We start from the raw sequence: 22005 nt of genomic DNA on the forward strand, positions 1-22005 counted from the left end.
TTAATCCTTTAGCATACTTATTGCTCTTTTTAAACTAGAAATTAGCTTATCTATATCACTAAAATCATTATAAAAAGCAAGACTTACTCTAATAGTTCCTTTAATTTTAAGTTTATTCATAATTGGTTGTGCACAATGGTGACCAACTCTTATAGCAATTCCCATTTTATCAAGTAAAATAGAGATATCATCATGCATAATATCTTTGAAATTAAAGCTTCTAGTCCCACTACAATCTTTTAAGTCGTTATAAAAAATTATATCTGGTAGTTTTTTTAACTCACTATCAAGATATTGCATTAATTCATCTTTTCTTTTTTGTATTGTTTTATAGCCAATATTTTCAATATATTTTAAAGACTCTTTAAAAGCAATAACTCCTGCTATATTTTGAGTTCCTGCTTCAAATTTATAAGGGCTATTTAAAAAAGTTGTTCCTTGTTCTAAATCAACTAAATTTATAGCTGCACCACCAGTTATATATGGGTCAACCATATCGTGAAACTTCTCTTTTATATAGATTGCTCCAACTCCTGTTGGTCCAAAGGTTTTATGTCCTGAAATAGCAAAAAAATCACAATCAATATCTTGTACATCTATTTTAAAACCACTTAAGCTTTGTGCACCATCAATCATTATTGGGCATGAATAAGAGTGTGCTAAAGAGACTATTCTTTTAATATCATGAATTTTCCCAAAAGCATTAGTAACATGTGCAATACTTACAAAAGAGTTAGGATTTTCTTTTAAAAGCTTTTCGAAGTGAGTAAAATCAAAATCTAAATTATCACTACAATTCACAACTAAAAGACCATTTCCTAAAGTTCTATTTTGCATCTGCCAAGGTACGATATTTGCATGATGTTCAAGGCTAGAGATGATTATATTTTTAAATCTTTTCCCAAAAGAAGAGGCTATAAAATTGATACTTTGTGTAACTCCACTTGTAAAAACTATCTCCTCTTTTTTATTTGCATTTATAAATTTTTGTAAAACTTCTCTACTTTTTTCAAACTCTGTTGTTGCAATTGCAGCATCTCCAAAACCACTTCTATGAGTATTTGAGCAATATTTTGTATAATAATCAATTGTAGCATTAATTACACTTTGTGGTTTTTGAGTCGTTGCTCCATTGTCAAGATATACTGTTTTTGAGTTTGCAAAAAATGGAAAATCTTTTTTATACATCTTAAAAAAAGCTCTCTTTTTTATAGTTTTCTATAAACTCTTTTAGTTTTTCATCTTTTAGATTATCTTTTATAGAGTTTTCAAAAGCCTCAAGAAGTATTAAATAGGCACTCTCTTCACTAATTCCTCTTGTTTGTAAATAGTACAACTCATCTTTATTTAAAGTTCCAGTTGTTGCTCCATGACTAGCTTCAAGCTCATCTATGAAAATTTCTAAAAATGGTTGAGCAAAAATAACTGCATCATCACTTAAAAGAATTGTATTACAGTTTTGAAATGCTTTTGAATAAAGTCCTTTTTCAGTAACAATAGAGTTTATTTTTACAACTGCTCTTGAAGATCCAAGAAGTGAATTTTTATAGTTTATATTACTTTTTGAACTTTCGTTGTTGTGAATAGTTTTAATCAAAGTTGAGCAATTTGCTTTTTCTCTTAGTTTATTTAATCCATTTAATTCATAGTTTATATTTTTATTATTTATCTCATTTTCAAAACTATTTACAATAAATCCATCTCCAAACTCAAAGTTTGAGATTTCTAAATTTGAGTTATCTTTTTGTTCTACATTTAGAGAAAAGATTAAAGAGTTCTCAAAGCTAATATCTTGAATTTTCACATACTCTAAAGAGCTATTTTCACCTAAAATTACTGTTCTATTTGCTAAAAAACAAGAGTTTTTTGAAGAGTTTGCAAAAACTTCAACAACAGTTGCCTTTACTCCATCTTTTACTTTTATTAAAAGATTATTTGAAAATAGCGTCTCATCTTCAATTAAAAGATTTTTTAAAACTAATACTTCATTAGTGTTCTCTTCTATTTCCAACACTTTTTGTTTTTTACTAATGTTATTTCTTATAGAAAAAAGTTTTGATTTATAGTTTTTTGTGTCATCTTGTTCTTTTAAATTTAGTGCTAAATCAAACTCTTTTTGTTCTTTAAACTCATAATTAAAAAGTGGAGCAAAATCTATTTTTAAAAACTCTTCTTCCTTCTTTTGTGGAAGATTTATATTTAAATTAGCTATTTGCATTGTTTATTCCTAAAGCTTCAAAACCTTTCTCATCTAGCTCTAAAGCAAGACTATAATCTCCAGTTTTAGCTATTTTTCCATCACTTAAAATATGCACAAAATCAGGCTTTATTAACTCTAAAAGTCTATCATAGTGAGTAATCATAAGAAGTGATTTTTTACCATCAAGCATAGAGTTTATTACATTTGCAACTGTTTTTATAGCATCAACATCAAGTCCACTATCAATCTCATCTAGCATTATTAAATCTGGATTTAGCATTAAAAGTTGAATAAGCTCATTTCTTTTTTTCTCTCCACCACTAAATCCATCATTTAAATCTCTTTGAAGTAGTTTTCTATCTATCTCAAATCTGTTTGTTTCCTCTTTTACTAGTTTTAGAAACTGCATAGCATCTAGCTCTTCTTTTCCTTCGTAAGCTCTTTTTGCGTTCATAGCAGTTCTTAGAAAATAGCTATTATTTACTCCAGCAACTTCAACAGGGCTTTGGAAACTCATAAAAATTCCCTCATTTGCTCTAGTTGCTACATCCATTTCTAGTAAATCTTTTTTCTTAAAAGTTACTCTTCCACCATTTACAGTGCAATCATAGTGAGCAGCTAGGGTTTTTACTAAAGTTGATTTTCCAGCACCATTTACACCCATTAAAGCATGAATTTCACCCTCTTTAATCTCTAAATTTAATCCTTTTAAAATCTGATTATTATTTATACTTACTTTTAAATCTTCAATTTTTAATAAAACTTCTTTACTCATAATTAACCCACACTTCCTTCTAATGAAATATTTAATAACTCTTTTGCTTCAGCAGCAAACTCCATTGGTAACTCTTTTAAAACCTCTTTACAAAAACCATTTACAATCATAGCAATTGCATCTTCTTCATCTATTCCTCTTTGATTTAAATAAAATAGTTGTTCATCTGATATTTTAGATGTTGTTGCTTCATGTTCTATATTTGCACTACTATTTCTAATCTCATGATATGGATAAGTGTGAGCTTGACACTTATGACCTATTAGAAGTGAATCACATTCTGAAATATTTCTTGCATTTGATGCATTCTTTCCAACTCTTACAAGTCCTCTATAGGCATTTATACCTTTCATAGCTGAAATACCTTTAGAGATAATTGTTGATTTTGTATTTTTTCCAAGATGTACCATTTTTGTTCCAGTATCAGCTTGTTGAGCTCTACTTGTAACTGCAACAGAGTAAAACTCTCCTACACTATTATCTCCTTGAAGAATACATGAAGGATATTTCCATGTGATACTTGAACCAGTTTCAACTTGTGTCCAAGATACTTTTGAATTATCTCCTTTACATAAAGCTCTTTTTGTAACAAAGTTTAAGATTCCACCTTTTCCAGTATCATCTCCTGGGTACCAGTTTTGAATAGTTGAATATTTTATATGACCATTTTCAAGTGCAACTAATTCAACAACTGCTGCGTGAAGTTGTCTATCATCACGACTAGGAGCTGAACAACCTTCGTTATAAGATACATAAGAACCTTCATCACAGATAATTAATGTTCTTTCAAATTGACCAGTGTTTAAAGCATTTATTCTAAAATAAGTAGAAAGTTCCATTGGACATCTTGTATTTTTTGGAATATATACAAAACTTCCATCTGTAAATACAGCACTATTTAATGCAGCAAAGTAGTTATCAGTTACAGGAACAACACTTGCTAAATATGTTTTTACAAGATCAGGGAATCTATGAGCAGCTTCACTAATAGAGCAAAATATAATTCCTAATTTTTCAAGCTCTTCTTGATATGTTGTTTTAATAGAAACTGAGTCGAATACAGCATCAACTGCAACACCTGCAAGCATTTTTTGCTCTTCAAGTGGAATTCCTAGCTTCTCATAAGTTTTTAAAATTTCAGGATCAACTTCATCTAAAGACCCTAAAGGTTTTTTTGGAGCTGAATAGTATGCATAATCTTGATAGTCAATTTTTGGATATTTAAGATTTGTCCAAGTTGGCTCTTCCATTTTTAGCCACTTTTCATAAGCTTTTAGCCTAAAATCTAGTAAAAACTCGGGCTCTTCTTTTTTTGCACTAATAGCTCTTATAACATCTTCATTTAAACCTTTTGCAAAGGTTTCGCTTTGAACTAAAGTTTCAAAACCTAGTTTGTAATCACTATTAATAATGTCATGTAATTCTTGATTGTCACTCATGACTTCTCCATAAAATTTATTTGATTTTAAATAGGACAGTTTTTATCCTAATTGGAATAATATCAAAATAAGTATATAATGTAAAGGCATAAATCCAAATAAAGTAAAAGATTTTTAACAAATATTCTTTGAAATGCCAATAATATAGTACTTAGAAATTAAGATAAATTTTATCCTATTTCTAATAAAATACAGATTTAATAAATAATTTATAAAAAAATGGAAAAAAATGGAAAAAAATGAAACACTACTCTAAAAAAATAGAAGAAAGAATAGATAATCCAAAACATTTTGGTGAGATTACAAAAGAAGAGGCAAAACAACTTGGTTGTAGGCTTATTGTTGCTGACTTTGAGTCAAATGGAAGTGATGCCTTAAGAGTTTATTTTGCAATTACAAAAGATAAAACAGTTTTTAGTGCAAAGTTTAAATCTTTTGCAACAGGATTGATAGTTGCTTTAGATGATATGATGATTGAGTTATGTATTGGAAAAAGTATTGAAAAAGTGGCAAATTTGTTTAAAACAGATGTTGAGTTTGCTCTAAGAGATGAACCACAAACTCCTGCTTTAGGTATTGAAGAGTTACATAATGGCTTTTTGAATTTTGTTATTTTAAAAAAGGTAGCTTTGAAACTTGAAACTAGAGATATGAAAGACTTTAATGATGATTACGTAGTTTGTGAATGTGCTAGAGTTAGTTTAGGAACTATAAAAGATGCTATAAAAAACTTTGATTTAGCAACTATAGAAGATATAGGAAATATCACAAAAGCTGGAATTTTTTGTAAATCTTGTCAAAAAGAGGGTGGTTTAGAAGAGAAAGAGCTATATTTGAGTGATATTTTAGAACAGACTAGAAAAGAGATAGATGAACAAAGACAACAAGAACCTAGCTATTTAAATAGTAGCTTTGAAGATATGACAAAATCACAAAAAATTGAGTTAATTGAAGATGTTTTAGATGATGATGTAAGACCTATGCTTATTATGGATGGTGGTAATATGGAGATACTTGATATTGTAGAATCACCTCCACACCACGATTTGTATATAAGATATTTAGGTGCTTGTAGCGGTTGTAGTGCAGGAAGCATGGGAACTTTGTATGCGATTGAGTCGATTTTACAAAGTAAGGTAAATGAAAATATAAGAGTTCTTCCTATTTAAGATTAAAAATCTTTAAATTTGCTACAATAAATAAAATAGTTTTTAAGAGGCTTTTATGTTTGCAATTTATAATAATGGAACGATTGATTTTAAAAGTAGAAGCGAAAATAATCACGAATTAAAAAGTATATTGCCATCATCTGCTACAAAATTAGATGTTACTGATGAAGAGATAAAAGATTTTTCACAAGAGTTAAAAGGCAATAGTGAAACGGTAAAACATATAAATTCATATAAAAAAGTTGCAAATCTTGATAACCTTGAGCCTGTTTATAAAGTAAAAGATATTATGACAAAAGAGGTTTTTCATGCGACTACTAGTGCTACTTTAGAGGATTTGTATTACTTTATAATTGAAAAGAAAGTTTCACAAATTCCAATAACTATTTTTGGTAAAAAAATAGTTGGAATTGTAAATAAAAAACTTATTTTATCTCTTATTATGAATCATAAAGATGATGTTACTGATATATTAAAAAGAAAAATAGATGATATCTATCTTCCTGAGGTTTTAACAGCAGACCCTGAAGCTGATGTAAGACAAGTAGTAAAAGTAATGTTAGATTTAAGACTAGATGCAATTCCTATAGTTGATGAGCATGATACTTTACTAGGAATAGTTTCAAAAACCGATATATTAAAGGCAGTTGCAAATTTTCCTAAGCTTCAGCTTTGGTCGTAAATTTAGATTATTGATTTATAAAGTTTATTTATAAAACTGTTCCATCATCAAAAATAACCTTGTCTCTACCCTTTGCCTTTGCTTCATAAAGTAACTCATCAGCTTTTGCTTGGGCATCTATTATGGAGTTATAATTATTTCTAAAAGTAACACCAGCAGAGAAAGTTATATTTATTTTATGCTCTTTATATATAAAAGTACTATTTAAAAAGGCATTTTTCACTCTTTTTATATATCTATTTACCTCTATTTTATCTCTAAAATTTATTAATGCAACAAACTCTTCTCCACCATAACGTGCTACAACATCCTCTTTTCTAGTTAAATCTTTTAATATCTTTGCAAAAGATTTTAAAATTTCATCACCACAAGCATGACCATAATTATCATTTATCTTTTTAAAGTGGTCAATATCAAAAAATACAATAGCAAAATTTGTTTCAAATATAAAAAACTGTTTTTCAGTCTTTTTTGCTTCAACTTCATATGCTCTTCTATTTAAAACAGAAGTTAAAAAGTCATATAAATACTCCTCTTTTGTAACTTGTAACTCTCTTTCAAGCTCTTCTATTTGTCTATTTAGTTGTTTAAACCTATCAATATTTGAAGCTAAAATTCTATTATTCTCAAGTAAAGAGTCCTCAAGTTTATAAATAGTATCTATTAATTTTTTTTGAACAGCAGTTAGCTCTCTTTTAGAAAAATCAGAGATTTCTAAAGACTCTAAATCCTTTTTGATTTTTTTAATATCTTCATTTGAGTTATTACTATCATTTAGTGTTTTATCATAGTATCTACTCATCAAAGAGGTAAGTTTTATAATATCATTTGTTTTCTCTTTTAAAACTCTTCTATCTGCTTCTATTCTATTTTTTGCAAAGTTTTTTATTTTTGAGATAGATTCTTTAGAAGTTATTTTTATTGGATTTTGAAGGCATCCAATAATAAAATCTTCAATTTCTTCTTTCAACTCAAAGTTTACTGAAGGAGTTAAAAGTTCACTAAATGTACCAATTAAACTTCTTAGTTGGTCATTATTTGCTCTTTTTGTTAAGATAGATATTATCCTAAAAATTGATTCATTACTTAGAACTTTTTTTTCATCATTTGTAAGGTTTATTAAAGCATCATTTAATATTTTTATATCACTATACTCTTTATTATAAATCTTTGCTTGCTCTTTAAATTCTAAAAAGTAGTTCTCAGGAGTTGTTGGAAGTTTCTTTTCTCTTAATTTTTCTAAAGTATTTTTGGTGATCTCTTTTAGATTTTCATTCATAAAAGTGCCTTAAATTTTTTAAAGTATTATATCACTTATGGTATAATAAGAACTTAATATATAAAGGATTAATTTATGCCAAATAGAAACAATCAGATTTTAAAAAATACAAATGCAAAGTTATTAGATGAGTTTAATGCCTCAATTATGTTTGATAAAGAGCTATATTCTCAAGATATAAAAGGTTCAATAGCACACTCTAAAATGTTGGCATTACAAAATATTATTTCAAATGATGAACAAAAAAGTATAGAAAATGGACTTCTACAAGTTTTAAAAGAGATTGAAAGTGGAGAGTTTAAATTCTCTTTAGAGTATGAAGATATTCATATGGCAGTTGAAAATAGACTCACTCAAATTATTGGAGAAGCTGGTAAAAGAGTTCACACTGCAAGAAGTAGAAATGATCAAGTTTGTACAGATTTTACACTTTATGTACAAGAAAAAACAAAATCTATTCAAGAGCAAATTAAAGAGCTAATCTCTACATTTGTAGAACTTGCTTCAAAACATACAACAACTATAATGCCAGGAATGACACATCTTCAACATGCACAACCAATTAACTTTGGGTTTCATATGATGGCATATGCAAATATGTTTAAAAGAGATTTTGAAAGATTTTGCTCTTCTTTTGAAAGAAATAACTACTCTCCTTTAGGAAGTGCTGCAATGGCAGGAACTCCACACAATATTGATAGATTTAAAACAGCAGAACTTTTAGGATTTTATGCCCCAACACAAAATGCTATGGATAGTGTTTCAAATAGAGATTTTGCTTTAGAGTTACTTTTTAATATCTCTACAACAATGATGCATATTAGTCGTATTTCAGAGGAGCTTATTTTATGGTGCTCTTATGAATTTAGATTTATACAAATGAGTGATGAATATGCGACAACAAGCTCTATTATGCCACAAAAGAAAAATCCAGATGTTCCTGAATTATTACGTGGGAAAACAGGTCGTGTCTATGGAAATTTAATCTCACTTTTAACTATTATGAAATCACTTCCTCTAGCTTATAATAAAGATACTCAAGAAGATAAAGATGGAGTTTTTGATTCAGTTTCTACTATTGAGATTTCATTAAATATTTTAAATGAAGTTATAAAAACTATGGTTGTAAATAAGGATAATATGGCAAATGCTTGTAAAATAGGGCATTTAACTGCAACAGATTTAGCTGATTATTTAGTTGCAAAACAAAATATGCCTTTTCGTACTGCTTACTATATTACAAAAGAGCTTGTACAAAAAGCAAATAGTCTAAACAAAGATATTAGTGAATTAAATATTGCTGAGATTAGAAGTGGTGCAAAAGAGCTTGAAAATATAGATGAAGAGATAGTTTCTTATTTAAATCTTGAAAACTCTATGAATAGTAGAGACTCATTTGGTGGAACATCTACAAAACAGACTTTAGCTCAAATAGAGTATTTTAAAGAGTGGTTAAAAGCTTAAGTGAAATCTTTAAAGAGTGTAGTTATATCTACACTTTTTGTATATTTATATCTCTTTAATCTTTGCTATCTCATCTCTTAGTCTTATAGCTTCTTCAAAGTTCAAATCACTTGCAGCTTTTTTCATCTGTTTATTTAGTTCAATTAAGATTTTTTTTCGCTCAGATGCTGGCATTTTTTCAAGTCGCTGTTTTTTTAGAGCAACTGTGTCATACTCTTCAAGTTTTAGGCTATCTTCTAGTTTTCTTGTTGTTGATTTTGGAGTTATATTAAACTCTTTATTATGTGCTTCTTGAAGCTCTCTTCTTCTATTTGTCTCATCTATTGCAAATTGCATAGAGGCTGTTATCTTTTTTGCAAATAAGATAACTCTTCCTTCTTCATTTCTAGCAGCTCTTCCAATAGTTTGAATAAGTGAAGTACGACTTCTTAAAAATCCCTCTTTATCTGCATCTAAAATTGCAACAAGTGAAGTTTCTGGAATATCTAAACCTTCTCTTAGTAAATTTATTCCAATTAAGACATCAAAAGTTCCTAGTCTTAGCTCTCTTATTATTTGATTTCTCTCTATAGCATCTATTTCGCTATGCATATATTTTACTTTTATTCCTAAATCAGCATAATAACTAGCTAACTCTTCTGCCATTTTTTTTGTTAAAACAGTAACTAGTACCCTTTGGTTTTTTGTAACTACTTTTTTTATCTCATCATGTAGTTTTTCTACTTGAAATTCACTATCCATTATTTCAATAATTGGGTCTAAAAGACCAGTTGGTCGTATTATTTGCTCTGCTACAACTGGACTCAATTCTAATTCTAGCTCATTTGGAGTTGCACTTACAAATATATAGTTTGGGGCTTTTTTTATAAACTCATCAAATTTTAAAGGTCTATTATCTAATGCACTTGGAAGTCTAAACCCATACTCAACTAAAACCTCTTTTCTACTTCTATCAGCTACATGCATTCCTCTAAATTGGCTTAGAGATACATGTGATTCATCAACAACTAGTAAAAAATCTTTGTCCATTTGAGCAAAATAATCCAAAAGAGAATAAGGTGTTTCCCCAGGTTTTAAACCTGTTAAATGTCTTGCATAATTCTCAATTCCTTTGCACATTCCAGTTGCTTCAATCATCTCTAAATCAAACTCTACTCTTTGTTTAAGTCTTTGATACTCTACTAGCTTTTGCTCTTTTTGATAGTAATTTAATCTATTTTCGAGCTCTTCTTCTATCTCTTTAACTGCTCGTGCTAGATTATCTTGTGTTACAACAAAAGGATTAACTGAATAGATAATTATCTCTTTTAAGTCTTTTACTCTCTCATTTGTTAAATACTCGTGTTTTGATATAGTTTCAACTTCATCTCCAAAAAACTCAACTCTAATAAACTCATCTTCATAATATGCTGGAAATATATCAATTACATCGCCATTTACTCTAAAATCAGCTCTATCAAAGAATTTATCATTTCTTTTATAACCCATCTCTATTAGTTTTAATAAGAACTCTCTTTGAGAGTATGAAAAACCTACTTCTACTCTTTGTACCATCGCTTTATACTCACTAGGATTTCCCAAACCATAGTTTGCAGATACAGATGCAATAACTATTACATCATCAAAAGACAAAAGAGAGGCTGTTGTACTTAGTCTTAGTCTTTCCAGTTCTTCATTTATAGAGCTATCTTTTTCAATAAATAGATCACTTCTTGGAATATAAGCTTCAGGTTGATAATAGTCATAGTATGAGATAAAATACTCCACATGATTATTTGGAAAAAATTGCTTAAATTCGCTATATAGTTGAGCTGCTAAAGTTTTATTATGAGTCATTATTAAAGTTGGTTTTTGCACTTTCTCTATTACTTTTGCAATAGTATAAGTTTTTCCACTTCCAGTAACTCCTAAAAGTGTGCTATATTGATTTTTTGCTTCAATACTTTCTACTAGAGCTTTTATAGCTTTTGGCTGATCTCCACTTGGACTATAATCGCTTACTACTTCAAATTTTGCCAATTTTTTAATCCTTTATAAAAAAATATTTGTAAATTTTTCATCTTTAAAAATTGTATAACTTTTTTGACAACATAAAGATGGAATATTTATATACTCTTTTTCTCCTATTTTATAAGATTTTGCTTGATGATAATGCCCCTCTATGATAATATCTTCACTATAGTTTTTAACTCTTTTATTCACAAGCTCTTCAAAATAGGTTAAATTATGACAAATATTTTTATTTTCTAAAGCTTTTTCTATTTTTTTACTTATAAAAAAATTTATATCCAAAAGATTTAGAAAATAAAGAAAATAACTATTTCGTATAATTTTACAATATAAATTATAGTGCCAATTTATGAAATTGTCACCATGTGATAGAGCTAATTTTTTACCACTATATTCTAATAGCAAAGGTTGATTTTCTCTTTTTATAACTTTTATATTTGGAAAGATTTTAGAAAGATTATAGTCGTGGTTTCCTTCTAAATAAAAAATCTCAAAACTATTTGAAAGAGTATTTAAAAGTTCTATACTTTCACTATTCATTTTTTTAAAATAATTTATTTCATAGGCTAAAAAATCAAAGTTATCACCCATTAAAAAAATTTGTTTACAAAAGATTTCACCATTTTTGATTTTTTCTAAGATAATTTTAAACTCTTGATTTTTCTTGTTGTAGTGAGAATCAGCTATAAAAATAGCCTCATCTTTTAAAATAATACTCAAACTTATAACTCTAACTCTTTGTAATATATTTTTAAAACTTCAAAAGTTTTAGTTCCACCTGGAAGATTTGCAACAAACTCATCTCCTTCAACTTTTCCCATAAGTTGTTTTGCTAAAGGAGAGTTAAAAGAGATTAGCCCTTTTTCTACATTTGATTCAACTCCACCTACAATTGTGTATGTAAACTCATCATCACTATCAACATCTACTAAATTTATAGTTGAGCCAAAACTCACACGGTCATGTGGTAAAATAGAAGGATCAACAATCACCGCTTTTGAAATAGTATTGCTTAATTCAGCTATTTGTACATCAATTAATTTTAGTTTCTCTTTTGCACTATGATACTCAGCATTCTCTTTTAAATCTCCTAATTGTCTTGCTTCATCAAGAGCAACTACTGTTTCAGGTCTCTCTGTACTTTTTAAAAATTCTAAATTATTTGTTACTTTGTTGTATCCAGCAAGTGTCATTGGTTCTTTGTCCATCATAACTCCCATAAATATTTTTGTGTTATAATAGCCAAAAATTTGTAAAGAAGATGTAAAAATGCAATATAGTAGAACTAAGATACTTTTTGGTGAAGAGGCTTTTTCAAAGTTTCAAGATACAAAAATAATACTTTTTGGAGTAGGTGGTGTGGGAAGTTTCGCACTAGATGCTCTTTATAATACAGGAATAACAGATATAACAGTAGTTGATTTTGATAGATATGATGTATCAAATCAAAATAGACAGCTACATAGCCACAATAATATAGGAAGATATAAAGTAGAAGTTATGAAAGAAAAATATCCAAAAGTGACAGCTATTTGTGAAAAAATAACTCCAGAGTGGATAGATAGTTTTGATTTCTCAAAATATGATTATATTTTAGATGCAATAGACGATGTGACACCAAAAGTTCATCTAATAAAAAAACATTTTACAAAAGTAATTAGCTCTGGTGGAGGAGCAAAAAAGATAGACCCATGCCAAATAAAATATGCTTCTATTTGGGATGCTTACAATGATAAGTTTGTAAAAAAAGTAAGAGATGAGTTAAAAAAACAAGGTTTTAAAAAGAAATTTAAAATCATTTTTTCTACTGAAGTTCCACTTTGTATAGATAAAGGTAGTTTTGAAGGAGTAACTGCAAGTTTTGGTTTAACTATGGCTTCAATTGTTGCCCAAAAAATAGTAAAGAAATTAAATTTAGTTAAAGATAGTCAAAGTTAAAAAGATATATAATAATTAACTTTACACTTAAAAAAAGGATTTTCATGAGCGGTATTGGTGGTAGTGTTGAACAAATGACACAAGGACATTTACGGAATGTTCAGCAGTTAGCAGTATTTTACACTGGTCATAATAATATTTATGCAATAAACATAGCAAAAGTTAAGGCTTTTATAATAACAGAAGAAGTTGCTATCAATGATACTCCAAAGGATACAAACATTATTGCAGGGATTGCTACAATAAGAGGTGAGCCAGTTACTTTAATAAATCTTGATGCATGGTTGGGATTAAAACCACTTGAGGTAAAAGAGTATAAGCTTATTATATTTTGTGAGTTTAATCACAAAAAAATTGGATTTTTAGTAAAAGATATGCTTGATATTGTGGAAAAAACAACTCAAGAATTAAGACATACAGAAGAGACAAATAGTAAGATTACATATACAACTTATGTAAAAGTAAACAATAAAGATGAGCTTTGTACTGTATTTAATGCAGAACAACTTTTAAGAGATATTAAGTGGACAGATGATGGGGGAAGAGATATTAAAAAGTATGTAGAAGGGAAAATCCACTCTTCTAAAAAAATCTTAGCAGCGGAAGATTCAGCAGTTGCTAGAGAGGTATTACATAAATTTTTTACTCAAATAGATGTTGAATATGAAATTTATCCAAACGGTGGAGAATTACTTGATAGAATTGAAGAGCTTGACCCTTCAAAAATTGGTTTAGTTATAACAGATATTGAGATGCCAGGAACAGATGGTTATCAGGTTGCATCTTTTATAAAAAGCAATAATAAATATGAGCATATCCCAGTTGTTGTAAACTCTTCAATGACAACTGATGCAGTAAGAGGAAAGATGACTCAAATAGGAATAGATGGTTTTGTAGGGAAAACAGATATTAATGCTCTATTCCAAATTACAAATCAACTTCTTATTAGATAACTTTTAAAAGCTAGAAAAACTCTAGCTTTTACTTTTTTTAGAAACTATATCTTAAGTTTACATATCCATATCTTCCTGGATCATTAAATAAAATTTGTTCACCACCAACTTCAACATATCTAACATCTTGGTAAGTATTTGCAGAGTTATAAACTTTATCAAATAGATTATCAACACCTAAAGTTAGTTCAAAATTTTTAAATAACTCTTGAGTATATTTTAAATTTGTAACAGCATATCCAGCAATCTCTTGCTCTTTTGCACTATCATCGAATTTGCTCCATCTATCAACAGCTACAACTTCTGCTTTAAATTTAGATTTTTCATATTCATAACTTAAACCTAGATTTGCTTTTAAAGGAGGAATTTCAGCTAAATCTTTATCAGCAAAACTTCCATCTTTTTTACCTCTTTGATAAGCTATTCCATAGTCAAATGCGAAATTATCTGTGAAATAGTAGTGACCACTTATATCAAATCCATAAATTTTTGCATCTATATTTTGGAATTGTGTTTGATTAGTTCCAATAACTCTACTATTATAGATATAATCTTTTAAAACTGAGTAGAAAATTTTTGGTTTTATATAAAAATTTCCAATAGTTTTTTCAAATCCTAAATCTACTTCATAGTTTTTTGTTTGGTCTAAATTTGGGTTTGAAGTGGCATTTACTACACCATTTGAACCTAGTTGATATAATTCTCTCGCATCTGGAACTCTTGAAGATTTACCAAATCCTAAAAAGATTTTACTTTGTTCATCAAAATTATAAGCGCCAAACATATATCCACTAAATGCTACATATTTTTTATCATCTACATTTGGTCTTTGAGTCTCTATATCTGTGTAGTCATATCTAACACCTGTTTCTAAATCTAAGTTTCCAATAGATTTTTCAACTTTTGCAAATAGTGCTTTATTTTTTGTATCAGTATCATACATTCTATTCATAGTCTGATTTGGTTTAACTACTCCTGTATTTATATTTGTAGAGTGCATTTTACCATTCCAATTTCTTACACTTGTATCAATACCTAAAGTAAGTAGGCTATCTTCTATTTCTAAAGAGTTTTTAACTGTTGCCCCCCAAATTGAACTTTTCATATGATTTGTCATATATGATGTTCCATTACCATTTCTTAGTTTTCCACTCATAGGATGATCTACTTTTGAGTAGTAGTAATCAAGGTTTAACTCTTTTGAAAAACTCCCTAACTCTCTAATTGTATATCCAATTGTATAAATATCACTATCATCATAATCAGCATCCATAGGACCAGCTGGATATAAAATGCTATCACTTCTATTTGCAGTATAAGAAAGTTTTAAATCTTGATTATCTGTAATATTAAATTGAAGTTTTGACATAACACTCTTTTTCTCAAAAGCATCGCCACTTCCACTTTTAAGTTGTTGGGCATGTGGAACTCCTCTTTTTTTCTGTTGTTCTAAGAAGTTATTACCATTTCCATCTTTATATTGGTCTCCTTTTTCAACTGAAGCGGAGATTAGAGCTTTTACAAACTTGTTTCCACCCTCTATTGTGGCACTACCTTTTTTATAATCAAAACTACCTGCATTTAGATTTAATTCTCCATGAAAACCATCTTGAGGCTCTTTTGTTTCAACTTTTACAAGTCCACTTAGAGTTCCAAAGTTCTCTACATCATATGGACCTTCAATTATTTTTACACTTTTAATATTGTTAGTAAGAATATGTGAAGTAGGTGGGTCCATTCTATTTGGACAAGCTCCATAAATTTTTGAGTTATCAATTAAGATATTGATATTGTCTTTTTTTTGCCCTCTTAAAATAATATCATTTGCAATTCCATTTCGTCTTACAATAGAGATACTAGGAGAGTTTTTCATTAAAGCTTCTGCTAAATCTGCACTTTTTAGTTCATCTTTTGAAATATCCTTTACTAATGTTGAATTTGCTCTTTCAACAATACTTATCTCTTGTAAAGTTGTTGATTCATTTGCACTTAAAAGTGTAGAAACAACAAAAGATAATATTGTAATATTTTTTACTTTCATAATTTACTTTCCCTTTTTTTGAATTTCAAAAGTATTACAAGGATGTGTTAATTTTTTATTAATTTTAGTTCTCTATATATCAATTACTCTTGTAAAAAATGTGCTAATTTTGTGCGAAGCTAAAATATTCATCATCTAAAAAAGTAGTTTTTCTTCCTTTTTTTTCTACTTTTAAATATTTTGTATATTTTTCTAGTGTAATATTTAGATTTTTATGTCCTAACATTTGAGAAACCCAAAGAGGATCTTCTTTATTGCTTAGCATATTACTAGCAAAAGTATGTCTAGTTTGATATATGCTTCTTTTTTCTAAGTTTAGACTTTTTAAAAGTTTATGCCACCCTTTTGCCAAATCTCCTGAATGAGAAAAGATTTTTCCACTAGCTCTTAAAAAAACATTTTGGCTAAGACCAGTAATTTTTCTTTGTTCTCTTAAAAAAAATTCACATTGTGGAAGCATATCTATTACACGGAAAGAACTCTTCGTTTTTGGGTTTTTTGTGATACCTAAAGTTCTAGTTTTATTTATAGTTATAGTTTTATTTTCAAAGTCTATATCTTTCCATTCTAAAGCTAATATTTCACCAGTTCTTGCACCTGTAAAAAATGCAACTCCTAAGAAGTGTTTATAAGGATTTTCTTTATAAGTTAAGATTAAATCTATCTCTTGCAAAGTAAAGGGTTTCATTTCATAATCACTTTTTAAAGTTGGAAATTTAACTATAAAAGGAGTTGCTTGTATATATCCATCTATAATTGCATTTTCAAAAGCTGGTATTAATATCCCAGTTACACAAGTGTTTAAAGTTGTTCTATCTTTAAAAGTAGAGTACCAATCTTTTATTTTTGCTGGAGTAATTTCATGTGGATATTTTTTATCAAAAAAAGGTACAATTCTACTTTGAAATAAGCTGTAATAACTTCTTATAGTTGTAGGTTGAAGTTTTTTCTCTTTCTCTTCTAAAACTTCCCTACAAAATTCTAAAACTGTTTTTCCTTTTGTTTTAACATTAAATTTTTTATAGAACTCTGTATTTTTATATTGATTTTCTAGTAGTTTCCTATTAGTTGGAGTATCTTGTAATTTACTAGATGTTCTCTTTCCATTTATATCAATATATAAAATACCATTTCTATTGTAAAGTCTCATAAATCACCTCTCTTTTGATTTTTTGAACTCTTCAATAGCACCACTTACAAATGTGATTTTACTTTGACTTCCCTTTAGTTCCTTGAAAAAATGATAACCCTCTCTAAATGTTCCATTTTTAAGATATAAAGAAATTGTGCTATCTGTTATCTCAAGGTAATTTCTTATTCCAGCTCTTGTAGTCAAATCATATTTTGGATTAAAATGCTTTTTTAACTCTTCATTCTCTTTTTTTAATTGTTCTAAACTTTCTGCTATTTGTGGTAGTAGTGATAAAACACTAAAATCAACTGTATTATTCATTTTTATCTCCTCTTCAAATTCTTTTATTAATTCCTTTATCTCTAAAAACCCACAATATATGAGCTTTATAGAAATAAATACAATATAAACTGTATTTATTTTGGTTTAAGTGCAACTCCTACACCAAATCTAAGATTTTTGCCTTAATTTTAGTTCTTTCAAGTTACTGTTTATGCTTAAATGGTGAATCTTGTTTTATACTCCTATCACTTCCACATAGTCGGAGTTTTAAAATTAGAATTAACTCCTAATTGGAGGAGGGTATTTCTATGTTTTTTTTATTTCTATTCAAATATTGCATAACTTCAAAAGGGTCAAAAACTATAGATTTTCTTCCACCTTTTTCATCATTAGTTCCACTTAATTGTATATATGGAATATTTCCAGCTCTTCTTTTTTCATCAATCATTCTTTCACTAAGACCTGTAAGTTTTGATAATGTTTTTTTATCGCAAGATATTGGTTTCATTTTGTCAGCTAAAATGAAAAAGTGTAGTGTTAGATTCATTGGATTATCATTTTCTTTTAGTCTTTTTAGCTCTTCAATAAATGCTTTAATAAGATTGCTTGTTGAATATCTGATAATTATTTGATTTATAAGACTTTGTTCAATATTCAAATCTTGAAGCATTTTCTCTAAAAGTTTCATTTTTACTCACTCTTTGAAGATGTAGAAGATAGTGTTTTTAGAAAAGTTTTTACTTTTTCTAATTCATATCTATATGTTCGCCCAATTTTTATAAAAGGCATATTTTTAGTTTTTCTTAATTTATCGACATCATAAGCTGAGATATTAAGTCTTACAGCTAATTCTTCTTTTGTTAATAGGTCTTCATACATAAGTTTTTTTCCTTTTTAATTCACATTTTTTGAATAAACTTACAAATTATTTAAGAAACTAAAAATATGATTATTAATCCTTATTTTGGTATTCTTTAATTTAAAATGTAAATAAATGTAAGTTTATATATTTTACATACATTTTGTAGTGACATTATACATACTAAATGTAAGTAAGTCAATATAAAAGTATGCAATTTTATAAATTTATCAAAATATATGTAAGGATTAAGGTTGGACATAAAAAATGCAATAGAAGAATTAAAGAATTTTTTTAATGTAAAAACACATAAAGAATTAGCAGATGCTTTGGGTGTTACGCAATCTGCAATAGATGCTTGGAAAAATAGGGGAAATTTACCAGCAAAATATGAGAAATATCTTCATGATATAAACATTCAAAAAACAGGGCATAAGGTTATAGGAAATGGTAATTATGTTGGAGTTAAAAATTTTATAATTAATGAAAAATTATCTACTTTAAATGAAGATGATATTCAATTAATTGAAAATTTTAAAAAGCTATCTCCTAAAAAACAAGAATATTATTATCATAGAATCAAAGCTGATTTGATAGAGGAAGAATTAGATAAATAAAAATTAATTTAATAGGGGAAAATTAAAGAATGAGAATATTTATAGCATCAAGTAGTGAATTAAATCAAGAGAGAAAAGATTTACAATTATTACTTTATAAAAACAACATTAAACCTGTTGTATGGGAGGATATTGACCACTCAATAGGAATAGATAGATTTCAAACTAGAATAAATGAAGAACATCTTTTAACAAGTGATTTTGTAATATTTATGATTAAATCAAAATTAGGACAATTTACATTAGAAGAATTTGAAGAGGCATATAAAAGTTTAGGTTCAAGAATAGGAGGAATGCTTATTTACTTTTTTGAATTTGATAGAAATAATGTACACGTTGATGACTTATTTAAAATACTTAGCTTAGAGAATTTTTTAAAAAAAGAAGGTAAATATCCACAGAAGGTAAAAGATTTTAGAGATTTAGAAAACCATTTTTTAGAACAAATGATTAATCATTTAAACCCATCTACAAAAAATGAATTAACAAAAACTTTAGAAACAGAAGTATTAGAACAACAAACACCAATTAATCAAATTAAAAAAATCTGTATTTATACTGTAAAACCATTAAATACTTCAATAAAATTTAATTTAGGAATTATAAAAAATCAATTTAATAAGTTTGATATTGAATTACATCACAAGATTTTAAATGAAGATTTCTTATTAGAGCATTATGAGTTTGATTTATGTTTTATTTTTACAAAAACAAATAGTGATAAGATAATTATAGAAGATGAATATTTTATACAAAAATCTATTACATTGTCTGAGTTATCTGGATTTATTGAAAGTGATAAAGTAATTTTAGTTTTAGATAAAAATATAGAAGATAGCTCATTTGAAATACAAATTGCCGACAACGATTCACAAATAAAAAAAATTATATCAAGTAAAATTTATAAAGAGTTAAAACTAGTAAAAGGTAATTATAAATTTTATAAGTTATCTACAGAATTACCAGATTTGATTGATACAAAAAATTTTAATCAATTTATAGGTAGAACTACTGATATAGAAAATTTAGTAAAAAAAATATCAAATTTAAAAAATGAAAATAAGATATTAACTATAAAAGGTTCAGGTGGTATAGGGAAAACAACATTAATTTCAAAAGTAGTAACTGAATTTTCTGATAGAGGTAAATTTAAAGATGGAATAAAGTTTGTTCAATGTGAATTTATAAAAGATTATGAAGATTTTGAATATAAGATATCTATGTCATTTGATATGACAAATGCTCTTAATTTTGGAACTCAATTAAAAGAACAGATTAATCAAATAGATTCAGATAGATTAATTATTCTTGATAATGTAGAAACTATCTTACATTTAGAAAATACAGATAAAATAAAAGAATTTATAAAATACATAAGTAATTTTTCAACTATTGTGATTACTTCAAGAGAAAAATTAAATGAAGATTTTGAATTTGTTTATGAATTAAGAGAGTTGACAACGGATGAAGCAGAGGAATTGTTTTTAAAGTGCTATGAAATAAAAAATTGTGATAATAAATTTTTAAGAACGGAAATTCTAGAAAATATTTTAAATAATAATCCTTTGGCTATAAAACTAGTTACTTCAAATCTACCTAAAAATAAAAATCTTCAAACTTTAAAAAATGAACTTGAGAAAAATTTTTTTGATTTAACTTCAAAAGATTTAGAAAATATTTTTGACAAAGAATCTGATTTAAATATACAAAGAACAAAATCACTTTTCAACTCAATAAACTACTCATATTTAAGATTGAGTGAAAAAGAAAAATTGGCATTAGAATTACTATCTTTATTTCCTGATGGTATATATATAGAACATTTTAAAGCATTTTATAATAAAAAAGAAAATAAAAATAAAAACAGTATAAAGAAAAAGATAGAAAACTTTAGTGATAGAGATTTAAAATCTTTGGAGGATAAATCACTTATAATAAATGCAAATGAAAGAATAAATTTACAATCAATAATTGGAAGATTTGCAGATTATAAATTTCAAAATAAAGATAATGAAGAAAAACTTGAATATTATAAAAAAGCTTATGGATATAATGCTTTTTTATTAAGTATAATAGAAAATCCAAAAATAAAACATTCAATTTCATCATATATTTTTGATGAAAATAAAAATAATTTTTTAAAATGTTTAGATTATATTAGATATTTAGAAATAAATGAAAATACAATATCTTTTATAGATGATTTATCTGCATATTTTGGTATGTCAAGTTCCCCTAATGAAAAGATATTTCAAAAATTAAAAACTTTAAGAAATTCTATTGATGATAAAGTAAAAAAAGATTTTTTAAATTGTGTAATGCTTTCTATAGATTATTTTTATGGTAATTTTTCTACAGTCTATATTAAAATGCAAAAACAATATCCTTTGGAACAAATTATTAATAAAAAAATAATGAATAATATTGAGAAATGGGGTATTTTTAATTTATTATCAATATATGGAATGGAAGGACATCAGTACTATGAAGTTAAATTTGCATTGAATAATAATATTTTGTCTCCTTCAACATTTGAAATAGGAGAATATGAAATAACTAAAAAATACTTTGATAATTATTTGAATGCTAAAAATTCAACTTTTACAAAGTACGAATTGATGTTAAATACTAATAATTTGGATACTGAAGTATTAAAAAAATACATACAATCTCTTTACACGACACAATTTATTGATAAAATACAAATGACCTATACTTTATTGAAAGCTCAAAAAACAGAAGTTACATTAAAAGATATAAAGAAATTAATTATTACAAATCCTTTTACAGATGGCTTGAAAACTTTAATGTTAGCTATAAAAGACGAGAAAGAAACTTCAAAAGAAATGTATGAAAAAGCTATAGAAAAGCTTTATCATATAAAGTATTATTATGTAGAAGCTATACTTTTATATAGTGAGTATTTAAAAAATATAAAAGATGATGACTTTGAAATATGGTTAAAAAAAGGTCAAGAATTATCTTTTAATCACTATTATAGATATTTATTTCATAGATTTAATTGTTTAGAAAAAAATATAAGAATTCAATATAATGAAGATGACTATCCTTTGCCTGAAAAATTTGATTATACAGAAATAATAAAAAAGTATGAATTGTAATATTAATAAATTTATATATAAGAAGAAAAAATTTAAATTATTT

At 27.0% G+C, this 22005-nt stretch carries 20 protein-coding genes; 7 read left to right on the forward strand and 13 right to left on the reverse strand.

Features of this window, described 5'->3' with window-relative positions:
* From ATR_RS03370 to sufB, 4 genes are read right to left on the reverse strand one after another with little or no spacing between them, the layout of a single operon-like run.
* A complete protein-coding gene (locus tag ATR_RS03370; protein ID WP_115428078.1) occupies positions 1 to 1188 on the reverse strand; it encodes an aminotransferase class V-fold PLP-dependent enzyme in 1188 nt (395 codons plus the stop codon).
* 1 nt (position 1189) lies between these two features.
* The gene (locus tag ATR_RS03375; RefSeq protein ID WP_115428079.1) at positions 1190 to 2218 is read right to left on the reverse strand and encodes a SufD family Fe-S cluster assembly protein; all 1029 of its coding nucleotides are present in this window, start codon (positions 2216 to 2218) and stop codon (positions 1190 to 1192) included.
* On the reverse strand, positions 2205 to 2975 hold the full coding sequence (sufC, locus tag ATR_RS03380; protein WP_115428080.1) for a Fe-S cluster assembly ATPase SufC: 771 nt from the start codon (positions 2973 to 2975) through the stop codon (positions 2205 to 2207). Before sufC ends, ATR_RS03375 begins: the two co-directional genes overlap by 14 nt.
* 2 nt (positions 2976 to 2977) lie before the next feature.
* Positions 2978 to 4414 carry a Fe-S cluster assembly protein SufB gene (gene sufB, locus ATR_RS03385; protein ID WP_115428081.1) on the reverse strand — a complete coding sequence of 479 codons (1437 nt, stop codon included), beginning with the start codon at positions 4412 to 4414 and terminating at the stop codon, positions 2978 to 2980.
* A gap of 239 nt (positions 4415 to 4653) precedes the next feature.
* On the opposite strand from sufB, the gene ATR_RS03390 reads away from it, so the two are divergent.
* Together ATR_RS03390 and ATR_RS03395 are read left to right on the forward strand one after the other, a co-directional pair.
* Complete coding sequence (locus tag ATR_RS03390) at positions 4654 to 5583, forward strand: NifU family protein (RefSeq protein WP_115428082.1); 930 nt, start codon at positions 4654 to 4656, stop codon at positions 5581 to 5583.
* 55 nt (positions 5584 to 5638) lie between these two features.
* Positions 5639 to 6265, forward strand: a complete 627-nt coding sequence (locus ATR_RS03395) for a CBS domain-containing protein (protein ID WP_115428083.1) — start codon at positions 5639 to 5641, stop codon at positions 6263 to 6265.
* 28 nt (positions 6266 to 6293) lie between these two features.
* Here ATR_RS03395 and ATR_RS03400 read toward each other — a convergent pair whose 3' ends face one another.
* Complete coding sequence (locus ATR_RS03400) at positions 6294 to 7544, reverse strand: GGDEF domain-containing protein (RefSeq protein WP_115428084.1); 1251 nt, start codon at positions 7542 to 7544, stop codon at positions 6294 to 6296.
* A 75-nt stretch (positions 7545 to 7619) separates the two neighbouring features.
* Here ATR_RS03400 and argH point away from each other — a divergent pair, with 75 nt between their 5' ends.
* Positions 7620 to 9008 (forward strand): argininosuccinate lyase, encoded by a 1389-nt coding sequence (gene argH, locus ATR_RS03405; protein ID WP_115428085.1) that lies wholly within the window; start codon positions 7620 to 7622, stop codon positions 9006 to 9008.
* Positions 9009 to 9053: 45 nt separating this feature from the next.
* On the opposite strand, the gene uvrB is transcribed toward argH, so the two are convergent.
* The 3 genes from uvrB to greA are packed head-to-tail and all read right to left on the reverse strand — an operon-like array spanning position 9054 to position 12226.
* A complete protein-coding gene (gene uvrB / locus ATR_RS03410; protein ID WP_115428086.1) occupies positions 9054 to 11027 on the reverse strand; it encodes an excinuclease ABC subunit UvrB in 1974 nt (657 codons plus the stop codon).
* Between the two features lie 12 nt (positions 11028 to 11039).
* Positions 11040 to 11738, reverse strand: coding sequence for a UDP-2,3-diacylglucosamine diphosphatase (locus ATR_RS03415; RefSeq protein ID WP_115428087.1), 699 nt, complete (start codon positions 11736 to 11738; stop codon positions 11040 to 11042).
* Positions 11739 to 11740: 2 nt separating this feature from the next.
* The gene (greA, locus tag ATR_RS03420) at positions 11741 to 12226 is read right to left on the reverse strand and encodes a transcription elongation factor GreA (protein ID WP_115428088.1); all 486 of its coding nucleotides are present in this window, start codon (positions 12224 to 12226) and stop codon (positions 11741 to 11743) included.
* A gap of 61 nt (positions 12227 to 12287) precedes the next feature.
* Between greA and ATR_RS03425 the strand changes: the two genes are divergently transcribed.
* Together ATR_RS03425 and ATR_RS03430 are read left to right on the forward strand one after the other, a co-directional pair.
* Positions 12288 to 12956: a tRNA threonylcarbamoyladenosine dehydratase gene (locus ATR_RS03425; protein WP_115428089.1), complete on the forward strand. Its 669-nt coding sequence runs from the start codon at positions 12288 to 12290 to the stop codon at positions 12954 to 12956.
* Between the two features lie 44 nt (positions 12957 to 13000).
* Positions 13001 to 13909 carry a chemotaxis protein CheV gene (locus tag ATR_RS03430; protein WP_115428090.1) on the forward strand — a complete coding sequence of 303 codons (909 nt, stop codon included), beginning with the start codon at positions 13001 to 13003 and terminating at the stop codon, positions 13907 to 13909.
* 37 nt (positions 13910 to 13946) lie between these two features.
* Here the strand turns inward: ATR_RS03430 and ATR_RS03435 are convergent, their stop codons facing one another.
* From ATR_RS03435 to ATR_RS03455, 5 genes are all read right to left on the reverse strand, one after another.
* On the reverse strand, positions 13947 to 15950 hold the full coding sequence (locus ATR_RS03435) for a TonB-dependent receptor (RefSeq protein WP_115428091.1): 2004 nt from the start codon (positions 15948 to 15950) through the stop codon (positions 13947 to 13949).
* A gap of 103 nt (positions 15951 to 16053) precedes the next feature.
* The gene (locus tag ATR_RS03440; protein WP_115428092.1) at positions 16054 to 17100 is read right to left on the reverse strand and encodes a site-specific integrase; all 1047 of its coding nucleotides are present in this window, start codon (positions 17098 to 17100) and stop codon (positions 16054 to 16056) included.
* Between the two features lie 3 nt (positions 17101 to 17103).
* Positions 17104 to 17403, reverse strand: coding sequence for a hypothetical protein (locus ATR_RS03445; protein ID WP_115428093.1), 300 nt, complete (start codon positions 17401 to 17403; stop codon positions 17104 to 17106).
* A 247-nt stretch (positions 17404 to 17650) separates the two neighbouring features.
* A complete protein-coding gene (locus tag ATR_RS03450) occupies positions 17651 to 18052 on the reverse strand; it encodes a hypothetical protein (RefSeq protein WP_115428094.1) in 402 nt (133 codons plus the stop codon).
* 2 nt (positions 18053 to 18054) lie between these two features.
* Positions 18055 to 18243, reverse strand: coding sequence for an excisionase family DNA-binding protein (locus tag ATR_RS03455; RefSeq protein WP_066155522.1), 189 nt, complete (start codon positions 18241 to 18243; stop codon positions 18055 to 18057).
* A gap of 234 nt (positions 18244 to 18477) precedes the next feature.
* Here ATR_RS03455 and ATR_RS03460 point away from each other — a divergent pair, with 234 nt between their 5' ends.
* Together ATR_RS03460 and ATR_RS03465 are read left to right on the forward strand one after the other, a co-directional pair.
* Positions 18478 to 18840 (forward strand): helix-turn-helix domain-containing protein, encoded by a 363-nt coding sequence (locus tag ATR_RS03460; RefSeq protein ID WP_115428095.1) that lies wholly within the window; start codon positions 18478 to 18480, stop codon positions 18838 to 18840.
* A 29-nt stretch (positions 18841 to 18869) separates the two neighbouring features.
* Entirely contained in the window at positions 18870 to 21962 is a 3093-nt protein-coding gene (locus tag ATR_RS03465; RefSeq protein ID WP_115428096.1) for an NB-ARC domain-containing protein, read from the forward strand.
* The last annotated feature ends 43 nt before the right edge of the window (positions 21963 to 22005 follow it).

Origin of the sequence: Aliarcobacter trophiarum LMG 25534, assembly GCF_003355515.1 — a bacterium.
In the GTDB taxonomy this organism is placed as follows: domain Bacteria; phylum Campylobacterota; class Campylobacteria; order Campylobacterales; family Arcobacteraceae; genus Aliarcobacter; species Aliarcobacter trophiarum.

Bases quoted from the DNA above. Each gene is read 5' to 3' on its own strand.
- ATR_RS03455 (WP_066155522.1), bottom strand. From the start codon at position 18,243: ATGTATGAAGACCTATTAACAAAAGAAGAATTAGCTGTAAGACTTAAT.
- ATR_RS03445 (WP_115428093.1), bottom strand. From the start codon at position 17,403: ATGAATAATACAGTTGATTTTAGTGTTTTATCACTACTACCACAAATA.
- ATR_RS03430 (WP_115428090.1), top strand. From the start codon at position 13,001: ATGAGCGGTATTGGTGGTAGTGTTGAACAAATGACACAAGGACATTTA.
- sufC (WP_115428080.1), bottom strand. From the start codon at position 2,975: ATGAGTAAAGAAGTTTTATTAAAAATTGAAGATTTAAAAGTAAGTATA.
- ATR_RS03375 (WP_115428079.1), bottom strand. From the start codon at position 2,218: ATGCAAATAGCTAATTTAAATATAAATCTTCCACAAAAGAAGGAAGAA.
- ATR_RS03400 (WP_115428084.1), bottom strand. From the start codon at position 7,544: ATGAATGAAAATCTAAAAGAGATCACCAAAAATACTTTAGAAAAATTA.
- argH (WP_115428085.1), top strand. From the start codon at position 7,620: ATGCCAAATAGAAACAATCAGATTTTAAAAAATACAAATGCAAAGTTA.
- ATR_RS03435 (WP_115428091.1), bottom strand. From the start codon at position 15,950: ATGAAAGTAAAAAATATTACAATATTATCTTTTGTTGTTTCTACACTT.
- ATR_RS03370 (WP_115428078.1), bottom strand. From the start codon at position 1,188: ATGTATAAAAAAGATTTTCCATTTTTTGCAAACTCAAAAACAGTATAT.
- ATR_RS03395 (WP_115428083.1), top strand. From the start codon at position 5,639: ATGTTTGCAATTTATAATAATGGAACGATTGATTTTAAAAGTAGAAGC.
- ATR_RS03425 (WP_115428089.1), top strand. From the start codon at position 12,288: ATGCAATATAGTAGAACTAAGATACTTTTTGGTGAAGAGGCTTTTTCA.
- ATR_RS03390 (WP_115428082.1), top strand. From the start codon at position 4,654: ATGAAACACTACTCTAAAAAAATAGAAGAAAGAATAGATAATCCAAAA.
- sufB (WP_115428081.1), bottom strand. From the start codon at position 4,414: ATGAGTGACAATCAAGAATTACATGACATTATTAATAGTGATTACAAA.
- ATR_RS03450 (WP_115428094.1), bottom strand. From the start codon at position 18,052: ATGAAACTTTTAGAGAAAATGCTTCAAGATTTGAATATTGAACAAAGT.
- ATR_RS03465 (WP_115428096.1), top strand. From the start codon at position 18,870: ATGAGAATATTTATAGCATCAAGTAGTGAATTAAATCAAGAGAGAAAA.
- greA (WP_115428088.1), bottom strand. From the start codon at position 12,226: ATGGACAAAGAACCAATGACACTTGCTGGATACAACAAAGTAACAAAT.
- ATR_RS03440 (WP_115428092.1), bottom strand. From the start codon at position 17,100: ATGAGACTTTACAATAGAAATGGTATTTTATATATTGATATAAATGGA.